Here is a 21393-nt window from a genome sequence, read left to right on the forward strand (position 1 = left end):
GAGTTCGCAGTGAACTGGCTGTCCCGAAACGCCGCCGTCCGGCTGTCCGGCGCCGTCGCCGCCGTCGGCCTGGTGTTGGCCACAGCCTCGCCCGCCGCGGCCCAGAGCGCGATTCGCGACACCGAGATCGAAGGCATTATCCATGAGTGGACGGACCCTGTGCTCGTCGCCATGGGACTGGAGCCGTCCGAGATCGAAATCCTTCTGATCAACGAGAATGACCTCAACGCCTTCGCAACGCGCGGACGGATCATGGGGGTCAACACCGGCCTGATCCTGAAGACCCGCAACGCCAACGAACTTCTGGGCGTCCTCGCCCACGAGGCGGGACACATCAAGAACCGCCACACCCTGCGCGACGGGGCCCAGGGTGCGGGCATGCAGCCCATGCTGATGACCATGGCTCTGGGCGCGCTGGCGATCGCCGCGGGCGCGCCGGACGCCGGGGCCGTCCTGCTCGGGAACAGCCAGTATTTCGGCACCCTCAGCGCTCTGCGCTACATGACGCACCAGGAGGGCGAGGCCGACAACACCGGCGCGCGCGCGCTGGAGAACGCCGGTGAATCTGGCCGCGGCCTGCTGACTTTCTTCGAGAATTTCCGGTCTCAGGAGGTCTTCTCGGACGCACGGCGATACCCCTATTTCCGCAGCCACCCCCTGTCGTCCGACCGGATCGAGAACCTGCGCCGGTTCGTCGCCGAACAGTCGAACTACAACCGTCAGGACAGCCCCGAGCGCATCGCCGAACATGCGCTGATCCTCGCCAAGATTCACGCCTTCATGGACGCCCCGAACCAGACCCTGCGGGACTATCCGGAGAGCGATACGTCCTTCCCCGCCCGGTATGCGCGGGCCATCGCCTGGTATCGCGACGGTCAGACGGACCGGGCGCTGGCTGCCGTCGACGCCTTCCTGACGGAACAGCCCGAGAACCCTTATTTCTGGGAACTGAAGGGCCAGATCCTGTTCGAGGAAGGCCGGCCGGCCGAGGCCATCGGCGCCCACCAGCGCTCGGTCGAACTGAAGCCTGACGCCCCTCTGCTGCGCATCAACCTGGCCCACGCCCTGATCGAAACGGCCGACCCCGCCAGGCTCGACGAGGCCGTCAACCAGCTGAAGCGCGCCACGGCCCTGGAGCATGACAACACCATGGGCTGGCGGCTGCTCAGCCAGGCCTACGCCAGCCAGAACAAGGAGGGCGAGGCGCGTCTGGCTTCGGCCGAGATGTATTTCGCCATGGGCGCCGAACGGCAGGCGACCCAGTTCGCCCTGCGCGCGCGCGACATGCTGACGCCCGGCACGGCCGAATGGACCCGCGCCATGGACATCGTCTTCGCTTCCGGCGCGACCCAGGACGACATCGACGCCGTCGACCGCCGCAACAGCCGCCGCGACCGCGGCGGCGTCATACCCGCCGCCGGCTGACCCCTTTTTCGAGACCGATATGACCGACGCGCCCGAACCCACGCCCGCGCGAAGCAGCGGCTTTTTCGATCGTCCTCGCGCAGCGATGGCCTCCATGGCCGTATCGATCGTCGCGCTCGGACTGGCGGCGGCGCCGTATGCCCAGGGCAGCGGCGACTTCGACGCCCGGGTGCGCGCCTATCTGCTCAAGAACCCGGAAATCCTGCAGGAGGTCAGCGCGGCCCTGCAGGCCAAGGAAGACGGCGCGCGCACCGATGCGATCAACGGGCGCGCCGCGGCCAGCCCTTCCTTGTTGGCCGTCAGCGCCCAGGATCCAGCCTTCGGCCCCGTCGACGCCAAGGTGACGGTCATCGAATTCTTCGACTTCCGCTGCCCGGGCTGCAAGGCGACGGCGCCGGACGTCCTGCGCCTGATGCAGGCCCACCCCGATGTGCGGTTCGTCTTCAAGGACTGGCCCATCCTCGATCGCGGCGCCGACGACGTCTCGCACTACGCCGCGCGCGCCGCCCAGGCCGCGCATCGCCAAGGCAAATACCTGGCCGTGTTCCGCGCCCTGATGGCTGAACCCGCGCTGAGCAAGGCCGGCGTCGACCGCATCCTTGCGGCCAATGGCGTCGCGGCGCCCGCGGCGCAGGCCGCAATGTCGAGTCCGGAAACGGCCCGCCATCTGGCGGACGTGCAGACCTCGGCCGCGGGCCTCGGCCTGCTCGGCACGCCGACGTTCTTCGTCAACGGCCGCGCCAATCCAAGCATCCAGCCCGCCGACATCGACCGCGCCATTCGGGCGGCAAAAGCGGGCTGAGCTCGCCCGCCGGCCCTAGCCGACCGCCCCGACGCAGCCTTCGTCCCCGCCGACCGGCAGGACCGCGTCGGTCAGGGACAGCGTCCAGCCGTGGTGGGTCGCCAGGCCGCGCCGGCGAATGCCGCCGCCGTCTCCGGCGTCGCCGCCGGCGTCGACCAGGACGCGCCGGCCCGTCGGTAGCGCCGCCGGATCGATCCGCCCGACCGCCAGCGCCGTCGGCGTCGCGCCGCCGAAGCCATCGAACACGCTCAACATCGACCAGTCGCGGCGCAGGCCGATCCACCAGGCGCTGTCGGCGTTGACCGCCAGCACGGCGACGCCGTGGCCCTCCGCGGCCCAGGCCAGGGCGGTCTCGGGATCCCGGACAGCGCGCATGTCGGCGGCGGCGCCGAAGCGCAGGCGGGCGCCGTCGAAGGCGCGGGTCGGTTCGATCGGCGACCAGACCTGAACCTTGATCCGGCCCTGGCGCGCGAGACCCCAGCCGACAATCTGACGCCAGAGAGACTCCACGGCCTCGCGGTTGTCCGGGCTGGCCCTGGCGAGCATCCGCGTCAGCACGGCCTGCTCGCGGTCGGGACGCAGCTTCACATGGGGCCCGGCGGGCGCGTCCTTGGCCTGCCCGACGCGGGCGGCGATGGCGAGGCGGCGCTCGAACAGGGCCAGCAATTCGTCGTCAAGGTGGTCGATCTCGTGACGCAGGGCCGCGAGGGCCATGTGTTCAGGCGAGATGTCGGTCACGGGCGCAACGCCCGGTGAAGGCCAGACTTGCTGGAGGGCGGGCTTGGTACTGGAATGGGACACGGGAGAGGACTTTCGATTTCGATCACGGCGATGAGGGGTTTTGCGAGCCGCCGCCCCGTTGCGGGGCGGTCGCCGGCGAGGCCGTCAGGACGATGTCCCCGACGCCTCAGCCGGCGTATCGAAAGCCGTAGAAATACAGGTCCGCAGCCGCGAAAACGCGGGCGAATGCAGTCGCAGCGATGGCTTGCGAGCGAACCATGGGCCTCAAAGGCCGCATGGATCGTGCGACGTCAACCCGGGTTGGCGCTCAGGAGGACAAATCGCGTCAGATTATCCTCGGAATCCTGGATATCGTTGCGCAGGATCGACAGATCATAAACCTCGGCCGCGCGGGTGGGGGCCACGGCGGCGCGAGTCAGGTCCCCGGCTTCGGCCACTGCGCGGGCGGCGCCGGCGGTGTCGAAGGCCTCTACCGGCGTCAGGCCCAGGGCCGCGAGGGATTCGGGGCACTGGCGCAGGGCGACGGGATGGCTCTCGGCCGTCTTCACGCTGCGCAGGGTCGCGCCCGGAGGCGCCATCAGGGCCAGCCGGATCGGACGCCAGACTTCGGAAACGACCTTCAGGCCGGCGGCTTCGATCAGGGAGGCCGCCGGCTCGACCCGGCCGATGGTCGTGTTCTCGACCGGGATCAGGGCGCAACCGACCTCGCCCGCCTTCAAGGCCGCTATGGCCCCCTCGAACGAGTCATAGGGGACGGCCTCATCCCAGGGGCGCAGATCCAGACAGGCCTCGTGGCTGAAGGCTCCGGGCGCGCCCTGATAGGCGCAGCGGCCGCCAACCTCGTCGCCCGCGGGTCTGCCGACGCCGTCCATCCTAGGCCGCCTCCGATCGCGACCGGCGGCCGGCCTTCAGCCGCTCGGCGACAAGGAAGGCGAGCTCAAGCGACTGGTCGGCGTTCAGGCGCGGGTCGCAATGGGTGTGGTAGCGGCTGGACAGGTCGTCTTCGGTCAGGGCCTGGGCGCCGCCGAGGCATTCGGTGACGTTCTGGCCGGTCATCTCGAGGTGGACGCCGCCGGGGTGGACGCCCTCGGCCTCGGCCACGTCGATGAAGCCGCGGACCTCGGCGAGGATGCGTTCGAACGGCCGGGTCTTGTAGCCGTTGCCGGCCTTCAGCGTGTTCCCGTGCATGGGGTCGATCGACCAGACCACACGCCGGCCCTCGGCCTTCACCGCCTTCATCAGACGCGGCAGGCGGTCGCCGACCTTGTCCGCGCCGAAGCGGCCGATCAGGGTCAGGCGTCCGGGCGTATTGTCCGGGTTCAGGGCGTCGATCAGCGGCAGGAGATCGTCCGGCTCCATGGTCGGCCCGCACTTCAGGCCGATCGGGTTCCTGATGCCGCGGGCGAACTCGACGTGGGCGCCGTCCAGCTGGCGGGTGCGTTCGCCGATCCAGACCATGTGAGCCGAGGTGTCGAACCATTCGCCGGTCGCCCCGTCCAGACGGGTCAGGGCGCTTTCCAGGTTCAGCAGCAGGGCTTCGTGGCTGGTGAAGACCTCGACCCGCGACAGGTCAGGATGGCTCTCCGGCGTGACGCCGACGGCCTCCATGAAGGTCAGGGCCTCGGTGATCTTGTCGGCCAGCTCGCGGTATTTGTGGCCATAGGCGCTGTCGGCCGCGAACCCCATGGTCCAGCGGTGGATGTTGTACAGGTCGGCGTAGCCGCCGCCGGCGAAGGCCCGCAGCAGGTTCAGCGTCGAGGCCGACTGGTTGTAGGCGCGCAGCAGGCGCTGGGGATCGGGCACGCGCTCTTCGGGCGTGAAGGCCATGCCGTTGATGATGTCGCCGCGGTAGCTGGGCAGGGTCTCGTCGCCGATGGTCTCCAGCGAGGAGGAGCGCGGCTTGGCGAACTGGCCGGCGATGCGGCCGACCTTCACCACCGGCTTGCCGCCGGCGAAGGTCAGGACCACCGCCATCTGCAGGATCAGGCGGAAGGTGTCGCGGATGTTGTCGGTCGAGAACTCCTTGAAGCTCTCGGCGCAGTCGCCGCCCTGCAGCAGGAAGGCGTTTCCGGCCTCGACCTCTGCCAGTTTGGCGGTCAGGTGACGGGCCTCGCCGGCGAAGACCAGCGGCGGCAGGGCGCGCAGTTCGTCCTCGACCCGGCCCAGGGCGGCCATGTCCGGATAGTCCGTCGGCATTTGCACGACGGGCTTTTGTCTCCAGCTATCGGGGGTCCAGCGCATACTCATGCCCTGAGAATAGGCGTTCGCACCGTCCGGGACAACGAAGGCCATGTCGCAGCGATGAAATGGCGCCGGGCCCGCCCGGCCCGCTCCCGAAAACACAGTCTACAGCGTCTGCTCAGTCTGTTCGATCGGTCTGCGAGGGAGACGCTGCGGACATCCATGCAGCCCGGCACACTGGTACGTCACTATCGCACGCACCCTACCCTGCCGACGTATTGGTCGATTGCTTTTCCTTCAGCGTGACCAGTTCCTCGGCCATCGTCGGATGGACCGCACAGGTGGCGTCCCACTGGGCCTTGGTCAGACCGGCCTTCACGGCGATGGCGGCCAGCTGGATCATCTCGGGCGCTTCGGGCCCGACGATGTGGACGCCGACCACTTTCTGACTCTCGGCGTCGACGACCAGCTTCATCAGCATCCGCTCGTCCGAACCGGTGAAGGCGTATTTCATCGGCCGGAAGCGGGTGACGTAGACGTCGACGGCGCCCGGGCAGGAGTGCCGCGCCTCGCTCTCGGACAGGCCCACGGTTCCGACCGGCGGCTGGCTGAAGACGGCGGTGGCGACGGCCTCGTAGTCGAAATGCTGCGGGTTATTGCGGAAGACCGTCTCGTGGAAGGCCACCGCCTCGCGGATGGCGACCGGAGTCAGGTTCATCCGGTCGGTGACATCGCCGATGGCCCAGATGTTGTCGGCGGTGGTTTTCGACAGAGTGTCGACCTGGATCGCGCCCTTGTCGTTCAGGGCCACGCCCGCCGCTTCGAGCCCGAGGTCCTTGACATGCGGGACGCGACCGGTGGCGAACATGACCACGTCGGTTTCGATCTCCATGCCGTTCTCGAGCTTGTTGACCAGGCCTGTTGCGGTTTTCTCGATGGCCGAATGCTGGCAGCCGAGGATGACCTTGATCCCGCGCTTCTCGATCTCGCCGGCCAGGTGGGCGCGCACGTCGTCGTCGAAGCCGCGCAGAATGTTTGGACCGCGATAGATCAGGGTGGTCTCGACGCCCAGACCGGCGAAGATGCCCGCGAACTCCACGGCGATGTAGCCGCCGCCCGCGATCAGGACGCGCTTCGGCAGTTCAGGCAGGTGGAAGGCTTCTTCCGAGGTTATGGCGTGTTCGACCCCCGGCAGGTCGGCGGGCATCCACGGACGGCCGCCGGTCGCGATCAGGATCCGTTCCGCCGTGATCGTCTGGTTCTTGCCGATGATCTCGACGGTGTGCGCATCCTTCAATACGGCGCGGCCGTGGACCAGATCGACGCCCGCCTTGCCCAGATTGGCGGCGTAGATGCCGGAGAGCCGGGCGATCTCGACATCCTTGGCCTGGATGAATTCGGGCCAGTCGAAACTGGCGTCGATGGTCCAGCCGTAGCCTTCGGCCGTATGGAACTGGTGGGAGAAGTCCGAGGCCATGACCATGAATTTCTTCGGCACGCAGCCACGGATCACGCAGGTGCCCCCGACCCGGAACTCCTCGGCTATGGCGACCCGCTTGCCGCCCAGCGCCGTCAGTCGCGCGGCGCGCACGCCCCCTGAGCCAGCGCCGATGACGAAGAGGTCGTAGTCCCACGATGCCGACATTTCGGACTCCACGCCCTCGCCGGCGGGAAAAGCGACGGCTCCTGTTCAAGGCGACGCCGTCCAGTTAGGCGCCCGCTTCACGATAGGCAAATATGGACCGCCCTGAAGGCCTTGGACTGATTGACGCCGTCCTGGGTCAGGCATACCGTCGCGCGATATCGACACCCAGGGGCGTAACCGATGATTGTCTTTGCCGTCGCCGCCGCGCTTTTGGCGACCCCGCTCGGGGATCCGACAGCTCTGTCCCAGCGACAAGCCGGCCCTGTGGGGCAGGCCGGCCCCGTCCAGCAGCCGGGCGCCGACGCGGAACCTGTCGAACTCGAGGATGTCGAGGTGACGGGGACGCCTCTCAACTCCCTGATCAGGAATTTCGTCAACGAGGTCGCGGCCCCGAACCGTGGACGGGGTCTCGCGCGGTGGGACAAGAGACTTTGCATCGGCGTGGTCAATCTGAGGACTGAACCGGCGCAATATATAGCCGATCGCGTCTCGACAATTGCGGAGGACATCGGGCTGGAGGCGGGCCAGCCCGGGTGCACGCCGAACGTCATCGTCGTCGCATCGGACAATCCCTCCGCCCTTGCACGGGAAATGGTCGAGGAACGGCGCCGCGCCTTTCGTATGGGCGGGTCGGGCATGGACCGCGGCGGCGCGGCCTTGCGCGCCTTCGAAGCATCGGAGGAGCCCGTTCGCTGGTGGCAGGTCAGCATGCCGACGAATTCCGAAACCGGCGAACGGGCCGTACGCATCCCGGGGGAATGTCAGGGCTCCTGCTCGTCTCCGCTGGACTCGGCGCCGATCATCAACGTCTTCGCGGCTTCGCGGCTGACGACCCAGATCGTCGACACCATTTTCCGGACCATCGTCATCCTGGATGTGAACCAGGTCGACAAGGTCTCGCTGCAGCAATTGGCGGACTATGTGGCCATGGTGACGTTGGCCCAGATCGACCCCGAAGCGGAGACCCGTCAGTATGCGTCGATCCTGAACGTGTTCGAAACGCCGGACGCCGCGGCCGGGCTGACTGACTGGGACACGGCCTATCTGCAGGGTCTCTACGACGCGCAACGGACCCTGAAGAACGGTCGGGCGGGCCGCTCGGAGATCGTCTCCTCAATCCGTCGGGCGCACGGAGAGTTGCAGGAGCAGGAGACGGACTGACTCGCCCGGGGGCCGATCGCCGGTTGATCAGGGGGCGAGCACCTCGACCCCGTCGTCCCTGCCGATAATCGCCTCATCGGCGAGGTCGAGGAACAGGCCGTGTTCGACCACGCCGGTGATCAGCTTCAGGTCGTCGGCCAGCCGCACAGGGTCGTGGATCACACCGCATTTCGCGTCATAGATCAGGTTGCCGCCGTCGGTGCGGACCAGTCCGCGCTCGGCGGTCCGGACCCGGGCGGGCATGGCGATCTCATGGTCGGACAGCACGTCGGCGATGCGATTGGCGGTGGTCTTGTGGCCGAAGGCGACGACCTCGATCGGCAGGGCGAAGGCGCCGAGCGTCTTCACCACCTTGGCGGCGTCGGCGATGACCAGGCAACGGGCCGAGGCCTCCCAGACCAGTTTCTCGCGCAGCAGGGCCGCGCCGCCACCCTTGATCAGGGCGAGGCCGGGACCGACCTCGTCGGCGCCGTCGACGGTCAGGTCGATGCGGGGTGTATCCTCGAGGGTGGAAAGCGGCAGGCCCAGCTCGCGGGCCAGTTCGGCTGTGGCCTCGGAGGTGGGAACGCAGCGCAGGTTGGCGAGGTCGCGGGCGGCGAGCGCCTTGACGAACCAGGCGGCGGTGGAGCCGGTGCCGAGGCCGACGGTCATGCCCGCCTCGACGCGGAGGGCGGCGGCTTCGCCGGCGCGTTTCTTCTGATCGTCCGCGCTCATTTTGCTTTCAACGCCTTCTTCGCCCGCATTTTTTCCATGAAGCGCCCGGCCCAGCCGGTCTTGGCCTGCTGCTCGCCGCGAGCCAGAGCAAGATCACCCGGCGCGACGTCGCGGGTAATGACGGAGCCGGAACCCACCATCGCCCCCGCCCCGACGGTGACCGGCGCGACCAGCGAACTGTTCGAGCCCACGAAGGCCCCCTCGCCCACCGTGGTGCGGTGTTTGAAGAAGCCGTCGTAGTTGCAGAAGATCGTGCCGGCGCCGATGTTGGCCTTCGCACCTACCTCGCCGTCGCCGAGATAGGCCAGGTGGTTGGCCTTGGCGCCCTTGCCCATACGGACGTTCTTCACCTCGACGAAATTCCCGACCTTGGCCCCCTCGCCCAGATCGGCGCCGGGACGAAGGCGGGCATAGGGGCCGACCTCCGCGCCCGAGGCGACGCTCGCCCCCTCGATATGGCTGAAGCTGCGGATGCGGGCGCCCGGGGCGATCCTCGCGCCGGGGCCGAAGACGACATAGGGCTCGATGGTCGTCCCGCCCCCGACTTCCGTATCGAACGAGAAATGCACCGTCTCGGGCGCTGGCATGGTCACCCCGGCCGCGAGGAAGGTCTCGCGCTGAACCCTCTGGAACAGGGCCTCGGCCACGGCCAGTTCACCTTGGGCGTTGACGCCCATGACGGCGTCCTCATCGGCGAAGACGGCGCGCGTCGGCGCGCCGCGCCTGCGGGCCAGTTCGACCACGTCGGTCAGATAGAATTCGCCCTTGGCGTTGTCGTTCTTCACCTCGGCGAGCAGTTCGAACAGCAGGCCGACCGGGGCGGCCATGACGCCCGAGTTGCAGGCGGTGAGGGCCAGGACCTCTGCAGACGCCTCCTTGGCCTCGGTGATGGCGGCGAGAACATCGCCCTCCATGACCAGCCGGCCGTAGGCGCCCGGGTCGCGAGCCTCGAAGCCGATCACGGTCACGCCCGCGTGCGCGGCGAAGACGGGCTCGATGTCGGCGGCGCGCAGCAACGGCACATCGCCATAGGTGATGACCACCTGACCGACGAAATCGCCCAGCACGGCCTCGGCGGCGCGGACCGCGTGGCCGGTGCCGAGCGGCGGATCCTGAACGGCGATGGCGTCCTCGCCCAGCCGTTTGACCACATGGTCGCGCACCTCGGGCGAATGGGCGCCGACCACCACCACGATCCGCTCGCAGCCCAGGGCCTCGGCCGCGTCGATGGCGTGGTCCAGCATGGCGCGGCCGCCGATCGGATGCAGCACCTTGGGCAGGGCCGATTTCATCCGCGTGCCCTGGCCGGCGGCGAGGATGATAGCGGCTCTCGGATGGGCGGTGCTGGTCATGAATCGGTCCGGCGGCTAGTCGTCGCCAGCGGTCTAGCCCATCACGGCGGCCGGCGGGAGACGCCAATGACGATGCGCGACCTCGAAGGCTGGACCCTCGCCTTCGATCTGGACGGGACGCTGATCGAGACGGCGCCCGATCTGGTTGGCACGCTGAACCGGCTGCTGGCGCAGCAGGACCTGCCGCCCGTCCCGCTCGAGTCGGCCCGCAACCTGATCGGCCACGGCGCGGTCGCCCTGCTGAGGCGGGGGTTCGAGGCGGCCGGCGCCCATTGGGATGAAGCCGCCTCCCCAAGCCTGCTCAAGGCCTTCCTCGCCGACTATCTCGAGCATATCGCCGACCACAGCACGGCCTATCCGGGATCGGTCGAGGCGCTGGACCATCTGGCGGCGCGCGGCGCCGTCCTGTGTGTGGCGACGAACAAGCCCACCGATCTGGCCGTCGCCCTGTTCGACGCCATAGGCCTGTCCGACCGTTTCGCCGTCATCTGCGGCCCGCAGTCGGTGACGGCGAAGAAGCCGGACGCCGCCCATATTCGCGAGACGGTGCTTCTGGCCGGCGGCGACCCCCTCCGGGCCATTATGGTGGGCGACAGCATCACCGATCTGGACGCCGCCCGCGCGACCGGCGTGCCCTGCATCCTGACGACATTCGGTTATACCGACATCCCGGCCGCCGAACTGGGCGCGGACGCCATGATCGCCCATTTCGACGAGCTCCCGGCCGTGATCCAGCGGCTGATCGCCTGATCTGACGTCTTGCGTGGGGCGTATGACCGGGCTATGTCGCCGCCTCCGCGATAGATGGATGCGTAGCTCAGCGGGAGAGCACCTCGTTCACACCGAGGGGGTCACAGGTTCAATCCCTGTCGCATCCACCACTTTTCCTGAACAAAAACATACATCTGGCGGAGAGCCACCCTCCGCATACGGATGATTTTTTGGGCAAAATCGAGTTAGTGGGGCAGTAGTGGGGCAGTCGCCGCGCAAAGCTACCGCCCGAAACGAGACAAAGCGCCCTGAAAAGCATTGATTGGAACCGAGACCGGGGCTGATTCGACCCCGCTCGGCCGCGGCCTTTTGCAGGGCGTTTCATCCAAATCCGTCTCCCGGCCTCCATCCACCGCGACCCGCTATCGAAAGAGCTCCCATGGCGTTGATCCCGGACCATCCCAACGACGCCGGAACCTGGACCCGCCTGGAGGGTCGGGAGGGGTTCGCGCTTTGGCGTCGCGAGCGTCTGACGTTGGCGCCGGTCACGATGTACTATGTCGTCGCGCCGCCCCGGCAGAGCGAGATTCTCTACGACGAAGCCAAGGCCCGCCTTCGCTTCAACGAACTCGCTGGCGTTTCCGGCCGAGAGACAGCCCTTTAAGGAAGGCTTCGCAGACGCGCGATCCGCCGGCGGTTCCGGCGGCCGGCTCCAGACCCTCAGCCCTGGGCGGCGGCAAATGGATTGGCGAAGACCCGGCGCGCGATGAAGATGCCCGTGATAGCCACGCCTGGAAATCTGCGCGACAGGATCGTGTGGGCCGCCCGAAAATGGGTGCCGGCCGTCAGGACGTCGTCCAGAATTCCGATCTGGCCGAAGGGCGCGACGGCAAGAGACTCGTCAATCTCGTAGGCTCCCAGGAGATCCTCGACCGTGTTTCGAACGCTCCCCGCTTCATGAGAAGCGGTCATGGACCGGGTTTGGCGGATGAGCCGGCGAACATCAGCGGCAGGCTGGATCGCCGCTGCCATGTCGAACATACGGTCGTCGTAAGCCGGGTCGCCCACCATTTTCGAGGGCGGAATAGGGACGATGACGGACTGCCGGATCCAGTCGTGGTTCAGCGCCTTTCCGAGCGCGCCGGCGCACTTCCCGATCGCTTCCCGCTTGTAGCCAAGCTCGGCCGCTGATGCCGTGGGCTTCTTCTTGAGATTGGAAATCAGGGAGTTCGCCTTGCTGTACGAATAGCCCTGCCCCGACGTGAACTCGAGGAGGTACAGGCAGGCGTCCGCCGGCGTCAGGTGGTAGTGATCGCCGCGGTTGCTGTCATCGATCTGCCTGAAGCGGATCGTCATGCAAGGGCGTTCCAGATGTCATCCATCGAGCGAACGCGAATGGCGCCCAGGTCTGCGAACCTCCGGGGCCACGTCAGCTTCAGCGACGGGTCGAAACAGCTGTCGAGGATGAAGAGCTTGCGGCCCTGGTGAAGGGCGGCGCGTGCCTGAGTGAGGGTCCCGGACGTGTCGCTCGCCTCCACGATAACGGTGCCCTCGGTGAGGGCGCTCATCGTCACATTTCGCTCGGGGAAGAACAGGCGATTCTGCTGGGGCCCCTGTTTGCCGTAGCGCAACAGCGGCACCTGCGAGATCAGCAGATGATCCGTGGCGATCTGGTCCTGAAGGTCCCTGTTGGCTTTCGGATAGTACTGTCCAAGCGGTGTTCCGATGACGGCGATAGTGCGGCCACCGCATCCCAAGGCGGCGGTGTGCGCCGCGCGGTCGATACCCTCTGCCAGCCCGGACACGACGGTGAAGCCACGCTCAACCAGGCCTTTGGCGATCTGGGCTGCACGTTGGGTGCCCTGCTCTGTGGCTTTCCGCGCCCCTACGACCGCGATGGAGCGGGTCTCGGTGAGCTCCCATGCCCCCTGGTAGTAGAGGACTTCGATCGGGTGGCGCGCGTCGCGAAGCCGTTCGGGATAGTCGCCGGCATGGTTGATCCGGACGCCGAACCGATGGACGCCCGACTTCTTGAGCCGGGCGAACACCTCGTCCGCAGCCGCCTCGGCGGCGGAGCGGGACACGAAATCGGACGGAAGAGCCGACGGGTCCCGAGCGAAACGGTCTGCGAGCGTCTTGAAGGTCGCGCCCTGCTCCAGCCACAACGATTCGTACGCGCCCAGCTCGAGGCGCGGCGAAATCGGCGCCAGGGCCGCTCCATCTGCACGTAATGCCAGGTTCATTCTGAAGTCCGTTTGACAGAGATTGAATCAACTGTCCCGAAGGATCAACGCCTGAGGTCGGTGAGCGTCACATTATGCTGCGCCGGATCAGGGCGGGCACGTCTTAGGAACGCCCTCCAGGACCGAGGCGAGCGCTTTTCGGGCAGCGGACGTTGCGAAAGGTCAGTTCTAGACGTCCGGCGGCGCCAGCGGCGATCTCCGCTCAGGGCGGTCGTAAGCGGACATTGGCCCGGCGGGCCGGTTCGTAGGGCCTGCCGGCGTCCGCTAAATGGCGAGCTCCCAAGCGCGAGGCAGAACCCTGGTCGACACGGTTCACGGATCAGATCGGCATCGGCGCGCCCTGGTCGCGCCTGAGCGCCTGCCAATAGTCTGCAGGCGCCGGCGTGCCGTCATGCGTCTCGATGACCAGGGCCGGGTTCGGCATCGTCAGCCGGGCGTGACGCGGACTCTCGCAGAAGGCATAGGCGCGCGCCCACGTCGTGATGGCGGCCTCCGTCGTCTCCTCCGAGCAGGCGGCGCTCACGCGCTGGCAGAATTCGAGCGACCGCACCAGGATGGAGGGGTCGTTCCGCCGCGACAGGGCGCGCAAGGCGTCGAGGTAGTCTTCCCTGAACACCGTCGGGATCACGATGCGGGACAGGCCGCCGGCCATGAGCTCCTTCGTCATCATGATGCGGCTCAGGCGCCCGTTCCCGTCATTGAAAGGATGGACGTCCGACAGCAGGAAATGGACGAACACGGCGCGCGAGAACGGGTCCTTCAGGGTCTCGAGTATCGATACGCCCTCCCGCAGGGTTCCCTCGACGCGGTCAGGGGCGACGAAGGTCGTATCCCCGGCCTTGTTGGTTCGCGTCTTGAACTGACCCGGCCGGACCGACGGCCGGGCGTCCATCAGGATCCGGTGCCGCTCCTGGATCTCGGCGAGAAAGGCGTCCGCCCCGCGGGGCACGGCCGCGCGCGGCCCCAGATCGACGAGCTGGAGATAGGCGCCCAGGACGTCGTGCCCGTCTTCCGGCCGGGCATCGGGCATCTTGCCTTCGAAGACGATCTCGACGGCCTCGCTGACGGCGAACTCCGTGCCTTCGATGAAGTTGGAGAAATAAGCCTCCATGAACGCGCCGCTCGTCTTGCGGCCGGGCGTCGCGTCCCGATCGGCGATCGACAGGGGGGCGCGGGCCTGAAGATGATCCGCCAGGGTCACGAGGCGACCGACGCAGGCGGGGTCCAGAGGCGCGCCGGCGGCGCGGGCCCGTCCCTGGACCGTGCTGAGCTTGTCCTGGCGGGTCCGCAGCAGCGCGCCGATCAGACCGTTCAGGACCTCGAATTCCTTTTCCCGCTGGAGGACGGGCGCCAGAACCCGGGCCTGGTCCCGGATATGGTTCAGGCCCTCTTCGCCGTGGGTCGAGCACAGACTTTCAAGAGCGGCTTCGACCCCCGCCTTGCCGAGGGTGCGGGCCGGTCCATTCCGGGCGCGCGACGGACTGAGGTTGTCGAGCAGCTTTCGGACCGGTCCGGCCAGCCAGGAGCCCAGATAGGGGATGTCGCCGTCGACGGGTCCAACACCCTGGCGGATGTGAATCTCAAGACCCGGGAGGGTGATCACATCGCGGGTCCGCGGCGCGCTGACAAAGACGTGGCCGACCCCGGTCGGCGCGCCGCTGGAGCGGTCCCTCCACGGCTGGCTTTCCATGCCCGTCCGGTCGGTGGCGACGCCGTCGGGAACGAGCCTGCCGAGGATGGTCGACCATTTTCGACGCACGACGGCGTCGACCGGCTCGGCGCCGGGTTCGACATAGACGCCGGTCGCGATGCGAACGAGCTTGCCGCCTTCATGATCGCGGCGGATCTTCCTGTCGGTCGCTTCGCTGCCCGAAGGCGTGAAGAGGATGTCAGCCATGACCGTCTCCCAAGACCGCGCGAAATACAGGAAATGTCCGCCACGGTCCCTTAAATCGCAATAATGTCCGCCATCGTCACTTAACGTAGTTTCACTTAAGATGCCAGCCAAAGGCCAAATGTCCGTAAAACTCCCTTATCGTGCTGAAATGTCCGTCAGCCTCTCTTTGTGCGACTGCGATGGGCAAAATCCGCAGGGGCGGCCTCTAAACCCGTCGCCAGGCCCTTCGCCCTAGAATCCGAAATCGATCTGGTCGGCGGAGGCCTGCCGTTTCCGTCGGGGCGGGGCCGCCGGCGTCACAGGGCTTGCAGCCTCCGGCACGACGTTCGCCGGGGCGGCAGCGGCCTTGTCGGGCTGACGACGGGGCGATCGCGCGGTCTGGATGAGCTTGGGCTCCCGGGGCCGGGCCAGCGGTCTGGGACAGGGGAGCCCGCGGGTCTTGCGTGTCGCCTTCCAGGCGGTCAATTCGCTTTCCCACCAGCCGACCCGATTGGGGGAGATGCGCACGGGTTCGGGAAAATCCCCGACCTGTTGCAGACGCCACGCGGTGGACCGGCTGAGGCCCGTGACGTCGCGGACCCGATCCCAGGGCAGCAAGCGGTCTTCCGGCCCGCCCGTCTCGACCGGCCCGCCTTCAGGTTCGAACGTCACGACGCGCCTCCGAACATCCGGTCGGCCGCCGCCTCGAACACCTGACAAAGCACTCGGGCGTCGGTCGCGGCGTCCACGCAGTCGCGCGCCGCCCATCGCCGGGCCACATCCTTGATCGCGAAGCTGGCGGCCGGGTCCGCCAGCAGACCGGCGACCGTCGGCGGCGGCGGCGGCGGCAGCGTTCTGATCCCATGGTCAGCCACGGCGGCGCCCTCTCGCCGCCGGCGGCGCGGCGGTGCGGACGTCCGTGATCTGCGATCGCGCCCACTCCCGCAGCAGGCCGCGCGGATAATGGGGCCTGGACCGCACGTGACGGCAGGGCGGACCGCCACCGCCGGTCGACCACAGCCGCGCGAGGGTGGACGGCTTCAGCCGGATGCCGAACTGGGCCAGGAAGGCCGACGCCTCCGCCCGCGTCAGCAGGTCCTCGTCCCCGCACGTCGGGACCCCGGGTCCGGCCTCCGTCCCCGTTTCCCCGATCATCGCCCCGCTCCGCGCGGGCGACACTGGGTCGAGCTGGTGATCCCCTGCCCCGCCGTCAGCGCCAGGTAACAGTCCACGACCGTCGCTACATAGGCCTGGGTCTCGGCTATATCCGGCACTCGCCCCAGCCGCGCGACGCGGGCCGGACCCGCATTGTAGGCCGCCAGCGCGAGCCGCAGATCACCGAACCGCCGGATCTGACGCGCCAGATAGTCCGCGCCGCCGCGCAGGTTCTCGACGGGATCGAAGCGGTCGCGGACCCCCAGCTCCACGGCGGTGCCCGGCATCAGCTGGGTCAGTCCTCCCGCGCCCACCGGCGACAGGGCGTCGGGCCTGTAGGCGCTCTCGGTCACCACCAGGGCGTGGAGCAGCTTGGGATCCAGGCCGTGCCTCGCCGCGGCCGCGGCGACGGCCTCCTGGAAAGGCTGGCTGAGGGGTGCGATCCACGCCGCTTCAAGGCTGTCCGGGACCTCCTCGGCGACCGCCTCGGCGGGCCGGCCGAACAGATCGCCGCCGGCGTCGCGCCAGTTCACGGCCTGGGCCGACGCCGGCCCCGCGACCGCCACCGCCATCGCGGCCAGGCAGGCCAGTTTCACCATGTCAGAACCTCCCGGTAGACGCCGTCCACCCCCGATCGCGCGACCGGCCCGAAATAACGGCTGTCGAAACTCCCGGCGGTGTCGCCCAGCAGGAAGAGCTCGCCGTCGGCCAGCCGCCGGCATCCCGCCCAGGCGGCCAGGGGCGCGCCCCGGCGATCGCGCGCCAGGGCGCGCACCCGACCGGCCGGCGTGCGGACCACGCCGTCGTCCGCGCAGACCGCGTCGCCGCCGACCGCGGCGACCCGCTTGATCAGGCGCACGTCCGCCGGCATGCCGAGCGCCGCCAGATAGGGCCGCGCCCCGGCCGGCTGCGGGATGGCCACGACGGCGCCCCGGCCGGGCTCGGCCCCCGGCCGCCTCAGATAGACGCCGCGGGGCAGGCTCGGGCTCTCGTTGACCAGCGCCAGGGCCGGGCTCCGATCGGCGACCTTGGCCGCGCCGGCCAAAAGCCCGAGGGCGGCGATCGCCCCCCAAAGCCGGACCGATTTCAGGAGCCGGGTCATGGACGGTACGGCTCCAGGATCAGGTCCCGGGTGATCATCACCCGCACCGGCGCGCCGGCCCTCAGCCGGATCGAAGGCCGGACCTCCAGCTCGCGGTCTACCAGCCGCCCCCCGACCCGGGCGCCCTCGATGGCCGCCGCGTCGCCGGCGTCGCCGAGCAGGCCGCCCGAACCCCCGTCGTCGTCGCGGGCGATCTGGCCGAGCGTGGTGATGGCGCCGGCGAACAGCGTCCCCACCAGCAGCGGCCACAGCCGCCGATCAACCTGGCCCCGGACGCCGATCGCGCCCTGCGCGTCCACGCCAGGCTCGCCGGTCAGGATCAGACTCTTGCCGTTTGGCAGGATCAACCGTTCCCAGGTGAGGAAGGCCCGCCGATCCCCGTAGGCGCTCTCGCCCTCGGACGTGCCGACCAGCCGCGTGCCCTGGGGCAGCAGCAGGTGACGGCCGCTTACGGAGTCATAGACGTTCTGCGTGACCGTCGCGATGACGGGTCCGGCGCGCGAGGTGTCCACGGCCGTCAGAAGCGCCGCGGGCACGATGGCGCCGGCCTTGAGTTCGAACGGCGAAAGCGGCGCCACGAGCGCATGGCCGTTGTAGATCGCGCCATAGTCCGGGTTGGCGACCGGCGACCGATCGCCGCCCGGCGCCGGCGCGGCCGCCCTTGAGCCCGCCGCCTGGGCTCGCGCGTCCTCGAAGAACAGCCCGGACCGCGCCGCCTGCTCGCGCGGGCTGGGTCCGCGGGCGTTCGGCGCCGACGCGGGCCGGTAGGCGGGCGCATAGGCGTCGGCGGACCGTCTGGACGGGCCCGGCGTCGCGGCGGCCTCGGTCGCCGGCGGGTGGTCCGCCGTGCGCGGCTCGGGCAGGCGATCGTAGGTCGCCGGCTGGTCCGTCACCGCTTCCGCAGGGCGGACCACGCCGCGCGCCTGGTCCTCCCGCGCCTCGGCCTGACGGGCGCGGGCGCTGTCGCGCAGTTCCGGCTGGACCACGAAGGCCCAGGCCAGGGAGCCCGACACGAGCACCGCCCCGCCGATGACGATGAGCTGGACCACGGACTTGCGCAGGCGCACGGCGTGGGGGCGCGGCGCCCGGGTGCTCAGGCCCGGCGCCGGCTCCTTGGGCGCAACGTCGGGCCGGGCCGTGTGGACAGGATCGAGGTTGGTCATGACCGGGCTCCTGCGAGACGGCGAATGCGGACGATCTGGGGCCGGCGGCCGCCCAGGCGAAGCTCGGCCCGGTCGAACACCCGGTCGACGACATAGAGGCCGCCGACCTGCCGGTAGTTGACCATCTGGGCCTCTCCGTCGGGGGCGATGACGAACAGGACAGGCGCCTCGTCCACCTGAAGGTCCGCGTCGAAGGTGATGAAGGTCCGCCGGCCGTCGTTGAACACCGAGGTCGGGGTCCAGCGCGGACGCCGGCCCTGGGGATCGATCCGGTAGCGGGCGTCGAGTTCGCCCTCCGGCATCACGACGGGCTCGCCGCCGCGCGCCGGGACGGACGCCATGGCGGCCTCCGGGGCGCCGCCGGCGAGGATCGCGTCCGTGTCCCAGGCGACGGCGGCATTGAATGCGTCGGTCGCGCCGCTTTTCAGATCAATGAGATAGACCCGTCTGTTCGTCGTCAGGACGAGGTTTGTCTCCAGGCCCCGCTCGAGGGGCTTGAGCAGCACATGGGTCCGCTGGCCCGCCCCCTCGCCGGAGACCGCCTCGCCGATCTGCCAGCGCACGGTGTCCCCCGCCGCCTTGGCCACGAGGGTCTCCCCCGGCGCCAGGGTCAGGGTGGTGACGCGAAGAGGCGCGGTCCAGATCTCGAACACGCGTCCGGGCGACCAGGTGAAGACCTGGACCCCGCCGACGAAGGCGTCCTGGCGGGACGGCGCGCGCGCCGTCGCATTGGCCGCGGCGATGGCTTGCCGCCCGGTCGCGCCGGCCGGCACATTCCGTGCGTCTGATGGGACCGTCGCGGCCGGCGCCGCGCGGACGGGCGCCGCCTCATAGGCCCGCTCCGTCGGCGAGCGGCCTTGCGGACCCTCGGCCACCGCGAGGGCCGGTTCGGGTTCGATGACCGGCGTCGATGCCAGGACGTCCATGGGCGTCGAAGCGGTCGTGCGCCCCATCAGGGCGGCCGCCGGCCGCAGGCCATCGCGAAAGACCGCGCAGCCGGACAGCGACAGGCCCAGGGCGGCCAGGATCAGGAGGCGTCGGGGGTCCATGATACGTCCTCGATTTTCAGTCCAAGGGGGTTCTTCATCAGCTCGGCCTCCGTGCGGGGCGGCTGGATCGTGGTGGTGATCAGGGCCCGCCAGCGTTCGGCCCCGGCCGACTGGCCGTTGACGAAGCGGGTCTCGCGCCATTGCAGGTCGAAGGTCCGGTCCGTCCGGCGGACCACGTTCAGGATCTCGACATTGACCGCTTCGCGCCCGACCTCGGCGAACGGGTCGTGGGTCTGGGCCCAGGCGTTGAGAAAGGACGCCGCCCTGGGCGTCATCAGGTCATAGGCCCGGAGCCAGTTCTGGCGGATGACGATGGGATCGATGCTCTTGGAACGGACATCGCGAACCCAGCCGGCCAGGGCGTGACCGATCTGGGCCTCGTTCGGTTCATAGCGCCCGCCGATGGCGGTGATCCTCTGGGTCTCGCCCCAGTCGGACACCTCCACCACGAAGGGCTTCACCACGGCCCGGTCCGCCTGGACCCACCAGCCGGCGCCCAGGAAACCAGCCAGCGCCAGATTGGCCAGGGCGATGCGGCGCCAATTGCGCGCATGGGCCAGGGACAGGCCCATCCGGTCGTCCCAGACCTGGCCGGCGCGCTGGTACGGCGTCTGGTCGGGCGCGGACGCCAGGGCCCGCCGGGGCCGGAAGAAGGGGTGCATCTCAGGACTCCTCGGTCTTCAGATTGGGCGACAGGACGCCGCTGGTTTCCCCGGCCGGGAGCAGACCGCGGCCGGTGTTGGCGACGAAGAAGGCCTGCAGGGCCGCGGACCGCCCCCGCGGGCCTCCGCCCGTGGCCGTCGCCGGCCTCGACGCGGCCCGGTGAAAGTCCGCCCTGGCGGCCTGGGCCTCCCCGGCAATCGTCCCGGGCGAACGGCCTGGCGCGTCCTTCGAGGCCCCCGGCCCGCTCGCCGGCGGGGTTTCGTCCGCGGCCGTTCCGTTCGCGGCGCTGTCCGACGCGGTCTGCGGTCGCCAGGCGACGGCGCGCTCGCCGACACCGCTCGTCCCCGCCGAGGCGGTCACGGCTCCGCCTGACGAACGGCGCGGACCGGACGGCGGCGGGTTGTCGTTCGAGGGCTTCGGCGTCGACGGGCCCTGCGGGTTCGGCGGCGCGGGCGGGCGTCCCGACCCGGCCCCCGCAGCGGCGCGCGCGGGTGCGGCGAGGCGGGCGGCCCCGCCGGCCGCCATGGCGCCGGCGCCGGCGATCCCTGCCCCGGCCAGGGCGCCGCCCCCGCCGACGGCCAGCGCTCCGGTGAGCGCCGCGCCGGCGCCCAGCGCCGGTCCTCCGGTCACCAGGGCCGAGGCCAGGTTGGGGATGAACAGAGCCAGCATGGCCAGCAGGATGGCCGCCACCAGGATGGTCAGGGCTTCGTAGATATCGGGATTGGCCGAGGGCTGGAGCTGATCGAAGATCGTCCGCGCGCCGGAAACCACGATCGCCAGGGCCAGGACCTTCAACCCGGACGAGACGACATAACCCAGCGGCCGTTCGGCGAGGAAGGCGGACTTGTTCCAGATCCCGAACGGCAGGAGCACGAAGCCGCCCAGGGTGACGATCTTGAACTCCAGCAGGGAGACTATGATCTGCAGGGCCAGCACGGCGAAGGCCAGCATGATGCCGATCATGGCCAGGCCCAGGATCAGGGCGTCCGCCATGTTGCCGACGACGTCGAGCGGATTGTCGACCGGCGCGGGCGTCTCCCCGAGCGCCTTCACGATCTCCCAGCCCTGGGCGAGGATAGCCCCCGGGTTGAGGAACTCTTGCCGGCTCAGGGAGCCGCCGCCAGCCGTCAGCCCCAGCTCCAGAAAGCCGGCATAGAGGGTCTCGGACAGCCGCTGCCAGTCGTTGATCAGCCAGGCGAAGGCGCCGATCAGCAGCACCTTGCCGAAGCCCGAGGCCAGCACCTCCCGGTTGGAGGACAGCGCCCACTGGATGCCGGTCAGGGCGACGACCAGGACGATGAGGAGGCCGAACACGCCGTTGACCGAACCCTGGAGGGCGTCGAACCCGGCCGAGATGGTGTCGGAAAACACCACCATCAGCTCGTTGGGCGTTTCCACTCCGACCGTCAT

The 21393-nt window shown here is 69.2% G+C and carries 23 protein-coding genes and 1 tRNA gene; 6 read left to right on the top strand and 18 right to left on the bottom strand.

The genetic code is table 11. The annotated features are described in order from the left end of the window. The first annotated feature begins 9 nt into the window (after nt 1-9). Nucleotides 10-1425 (top strand): M48 family metalloprotease, encoded by a 1416-nt coding sequence (locus BrevBR_RS00610; RefSeq protein ID WP_332639938.1) that lies wholly within the window; start codon nt 10-12, stop codon nt 1423-1425. A gap of 19 nt (nt 1426-1444) precedes the next feature. After that, nucleotides 1445-2227 carry a DsbA family protein gene (locus BrevBR_RS00615; protein ID WP_339999624.1) on the top strand — a complete coding sequence of 261 codons (783 nt, stop codon included), beginning with the start codon at nt 1445-1447 and terminating at the stop codon, nt 2225-2227. Nucleotides 2228-2242: 15 nt separating this feature from the next. Here the strand turns inward: BrevBR_RS00615 and BrevBR_RS00620 are convergent, their stop codons facing one another. The 4 genes from BrevBR_RS00620 to gor all read right to left on the bottom strand — a co-directional run bounded on the left by BrevBR_RS00620 (nt 2243) and on the right by gor (nt 6794). Then, the gene (locus BrevBR_RS00620) at nt 2243-2965 is read right to left on the bottom strand and encodes a chorismate mutase (protein WP_339999625.1); all 723 of its coding nucleotides are present in this window, start codon (nt 2963-2965) and stop codon (nt 2243-2245) included. Between the two features lie 293 nt (nt 2966-3258). After that, the gene (locus tag BrevBR_RS00625) at nt 3259-3840 is read right to left on the bottom strand and encodes a prephenate dehydratase domain-containing protein (RefSeq protein ID WP_332639941.1); all 582 of its coding nucleotides are present in this window, start codon (nt 3838-3840) and stop codon (nt 3259-3261) included. A gap of 1 nt (nt 3841) precedes the next feature. After that, nucleotides 3842-5215, bottom strand: coding sequence for a class II 3-deoxy-7-phosphoheptulonate synthase (locus BrevBR_RS00630; RefSeq protein WP_332639942.1), 1374 nt, complete (start codon nt 5213-5215; stop codon nt 3842-3844). A 196-nt stretch (nt 5216-5411) separates the two neighbouring features. Next, nucleotides 5412-6794 carry a glutathione-disulfide reductase gene (gor, locus tag BrevBR_RS00635; RefSeq protein WP_332639943.1) on the bottom strand — a complete coding sequence of 461 codons (1383 nt, stop codon included), beginning with the start codon at nt 6792-6794 and terminating at the stop codon, nt 5412-5414. Nucleotides 6795-7058: 264 nt separating this feature from the next. On the opposite strand from gor, the gene BrevBR_RS00640 reads away from it, so the two are divergent. Next, nucleotides 7059-7955: a hypothetical protein gene (locus tag BrevBR_RS00640; protein WP_339999626.1), complete on the top strand. Its 897-nt coding sequence runs from the start codon at nt 7059-7061 to the stop codon at nt 7953-7955. Nucleotides 7956-7982: 27 nt separating this feature from the next. Here BrevBR_RS00640 and rpiA read toward each other — a convergent pair whose 3' ends face one another. Together rpiA and glmU are read right to left on the bottom strand one after the other, a co-directional pair. Then, nucleotides 7983-8669 carry a ribose-5-phosphate isomerase RpiA gene (gene rpiA / locus BrevBR_RS00645; protein ID WP_339999627.1) on the bottom strand — a complete coding sequence of 229 codons (687 nt, stop codon included), beginning with the start codon at nt 8667-8669 and terminating at the stop codon, nt 7983-7985. Beyond that, complete coding sequence (glmU, locus tag BrevBR_RS00650) at nt 8666-10021, bottom strand: bifunctional UDP-N-acetylglucosamine diphosphorylase/glucosamine-1-phosphate N-acetyltransferase GlmU (RefSeq protein ID WP_339999628.1); 1356 nt, start codon at nt 10019-10021, stop codon at nt 8666-8668. The genes rpiA and glmU overlap by 4 nt, the downstream gene beginning before the upstream one ends. Nucleotides 10022-10087: 66 nt before the next feature. Between glmU and BrevBR_RS00655 the strand changes: the two genes are divergently transcribed. The 3 genes from BrevBR_RS00655 (at nt 10088) to BrevBR_RS00665 (ending at nt 11396) form a co-directional block, all read left to right on the top strand. Further along, the gene (locus BrevBR_RS00655) at nt 10088-10771 is read left to right on the top strand and encodes an HAD hydrolase-like protein (protein WP_339999629.1); all 684 of its coding nucleotides are present in this window, start codon (nt 10088-10090) and stop codon (nt 10769-10771) included. A gap of 56 nt (nt 10772-10827) precedes the next feature. Next, a tRNA-Val gene (locus BrevBR_RS00660) sits at nt 10828-10902 on the top strand. A 269-nt stretch (nt 10903-11171) separates the two neighbouring features. Beyond that, the gene (locus tag BrevBR_RS00665) at nt 11172-11396 is read left to right on the top strand and encodes a hypothetical protein (RefSeq protein ID WP_292026897.1); all 225 of its coding nucleotides are present in this window, start codon (nt 11172-11174) and stop codon (nt 11394-11396) included. A 56-nt stretch (nt 11397-11452) separates the two neighbouring features. Here BrevBR_RS00665 and BrevBR_RS00670 read toward each other — a convergent pair whose 3' ends face one another. The 12 genes from BrevBR_RS00670 to trbL form a co-directional block, all read right to left on the bottom strand. Beyond that, nucleotides 11453-12088 carry a hypothetical protein gene (locus BrevBR_RS00670; protein ID WP_339999630.1) on the bottom strand — a complete coding sequence of 212 codons (636 nt, stop codon included), beginning with the start codon at nt 12086-12088 and terminating at the stop codon, nt 11453-11455. Beyond that, a complete protein-coding gene (locus BrevBR_RS00675) occupies nt 12085-12975 on the bottom strand; it encodes a DNA-processing protein DprA (protein WP_291838722.1) in 891 nt (296 codons plus the stop codon). The genes BrevBR_RS00670 and BrevBR_RS00675 overlap by 4 nt, the downstream gene beginning before the upstream one ends. Nucleotides 12976-13294: 319 nt before the next feature. Beyond that, nucleotides 13295-14872 (bottom strand): Fic family protein, encoded by a 1578-nt coding sequence (locus BrevBR_RS00680; RefSeq protein ID WP_339999631.1) that lies wholly within the window; start codon nt 14870-14872, stop codon nt 13295-13297. Between the two features lie 231 nt (nt 14873-15103). Further along, on the bottom strand, nt 15104-15523 hold the full coding sequence (locus BrevBR_RS00685) for a helix-turn-helix transcriptional regulator (RefSeq protein WP_339999632.1): 420 nt from the start codon (nt 15521-15523) through the stop codon (nt 15104-15106). Beyond that, nucleotides 15520-15726, bottom strand: coding sequence for a hypothetical protein (locus BrevBR_RS00690; protein ID WP_339999633.1), 207 nt, complete (start codon nt 15724-15726; stop codon nt 15520-15522). Before BrevBR_RS00690 ends, BrevBR_RS00685 begins: the two co-directional genes overlap by 4 nt. Beyond that, nucleotides 15719-16006 (bottom strand): hypothetical protein, encoded by a 288-nt coding sequence (locus BrevBR_RS00695; protein ID WP_292026911.1) that lies wholly within the window; start codon nt 16004-16006, stop codon nt 15719-15721. The genes BrevBR_RS00690 and BrevBR_RS00695 overlap by 8 nt, the downstream gene beginning before the upstream one ends. Next, complete coding sequence (locus tag BrevBR_RS00700) at nt 16003-16605, bottom strand: lytic transglycosylase domain-containing protein (protein ID WP_339999634.1); 603 nt, start codon at nt 16603-16605, stop codon at nt 16003-16005. Before BrevBR_RS00700 ends, BrevBR_RS00695 begins: the two co-directional genes overlap by 4 nt. Then, on the bottom strand, nt 16599-17108 hold the full coding sequence (locus BrevBR_RS00705; RefSeq protein ID WP_339999635.1) for a S26 family signal peptidase: 510 nt from the start codon (nt 17106-17108) through the stop codon (nt 16599-16601). Before BrevBR_RS00705 ends, BrevBR_RS00700 begins: the two co-directional genes overlap by 7 nt. Continuing rightward, the gene (locus tag BrevBR_RS00710; RefSeq protein WP_339999636.1) at nt 17105-18271 is read right to left on the bottom strand and encodes a TrbI/VirB10 family protein; all 1167 of its coding nucleotides are present in this window, start codon (nt 18269-18271) and stop codon (nt 17105-17107) included. Before BrevBR_RS00710 ends, BrevBR_RS00705 begins: the two co-directional genes overlap by 4 nt. Then, a complete protein-coding gene (gene trbG, locus BrevBR_RS00715; RefSeq protein WP_339999637.1) occupies nt 18268-19320 on the bottom strand; it encodes a P-type conjugative transfer protein TrbG in 1053 nt (350 codons plus the stop codon). The genes BrevBR_RS00710 and trbG overlap by 4 nt, the downstream gene beginning before the upstream one ends. After that, nucleotides 19299-19982 (bottom strand): conjugal transfer protein TrbF, encoded by a 684-nt coding sequence (trbF, locus tag BrevBR_RS00720; protein ID WP_292069277.1) that lies wholly within the window; start codon nt 19980-19982, stop codon nt 19299-19301. The genes trbG and trbF overlap by 22 nt, the downstream gene beginning before the upstream one ends. A 1-nt stretch (nt 19983) precedes the next feature. Continuing rightward, entirely contained in the window at nt 19984-21393 is a 1410-nt protein-coding gene (gene trbL, locus BrevBR_RS00725) for a P-type conjugative transfer protein TrbL (RefSeq protein WP_339999638.1), read from the bottom strand.

This window comes from Brevundimonas sp. BR2-1 (genome assembly GCF_037626195.1).
Lineage (GTDB): Bacteria > Pseudomonadota > Alphaproteobacteria > Caulobacterales > Caulobacteraceae > Brevundimonas.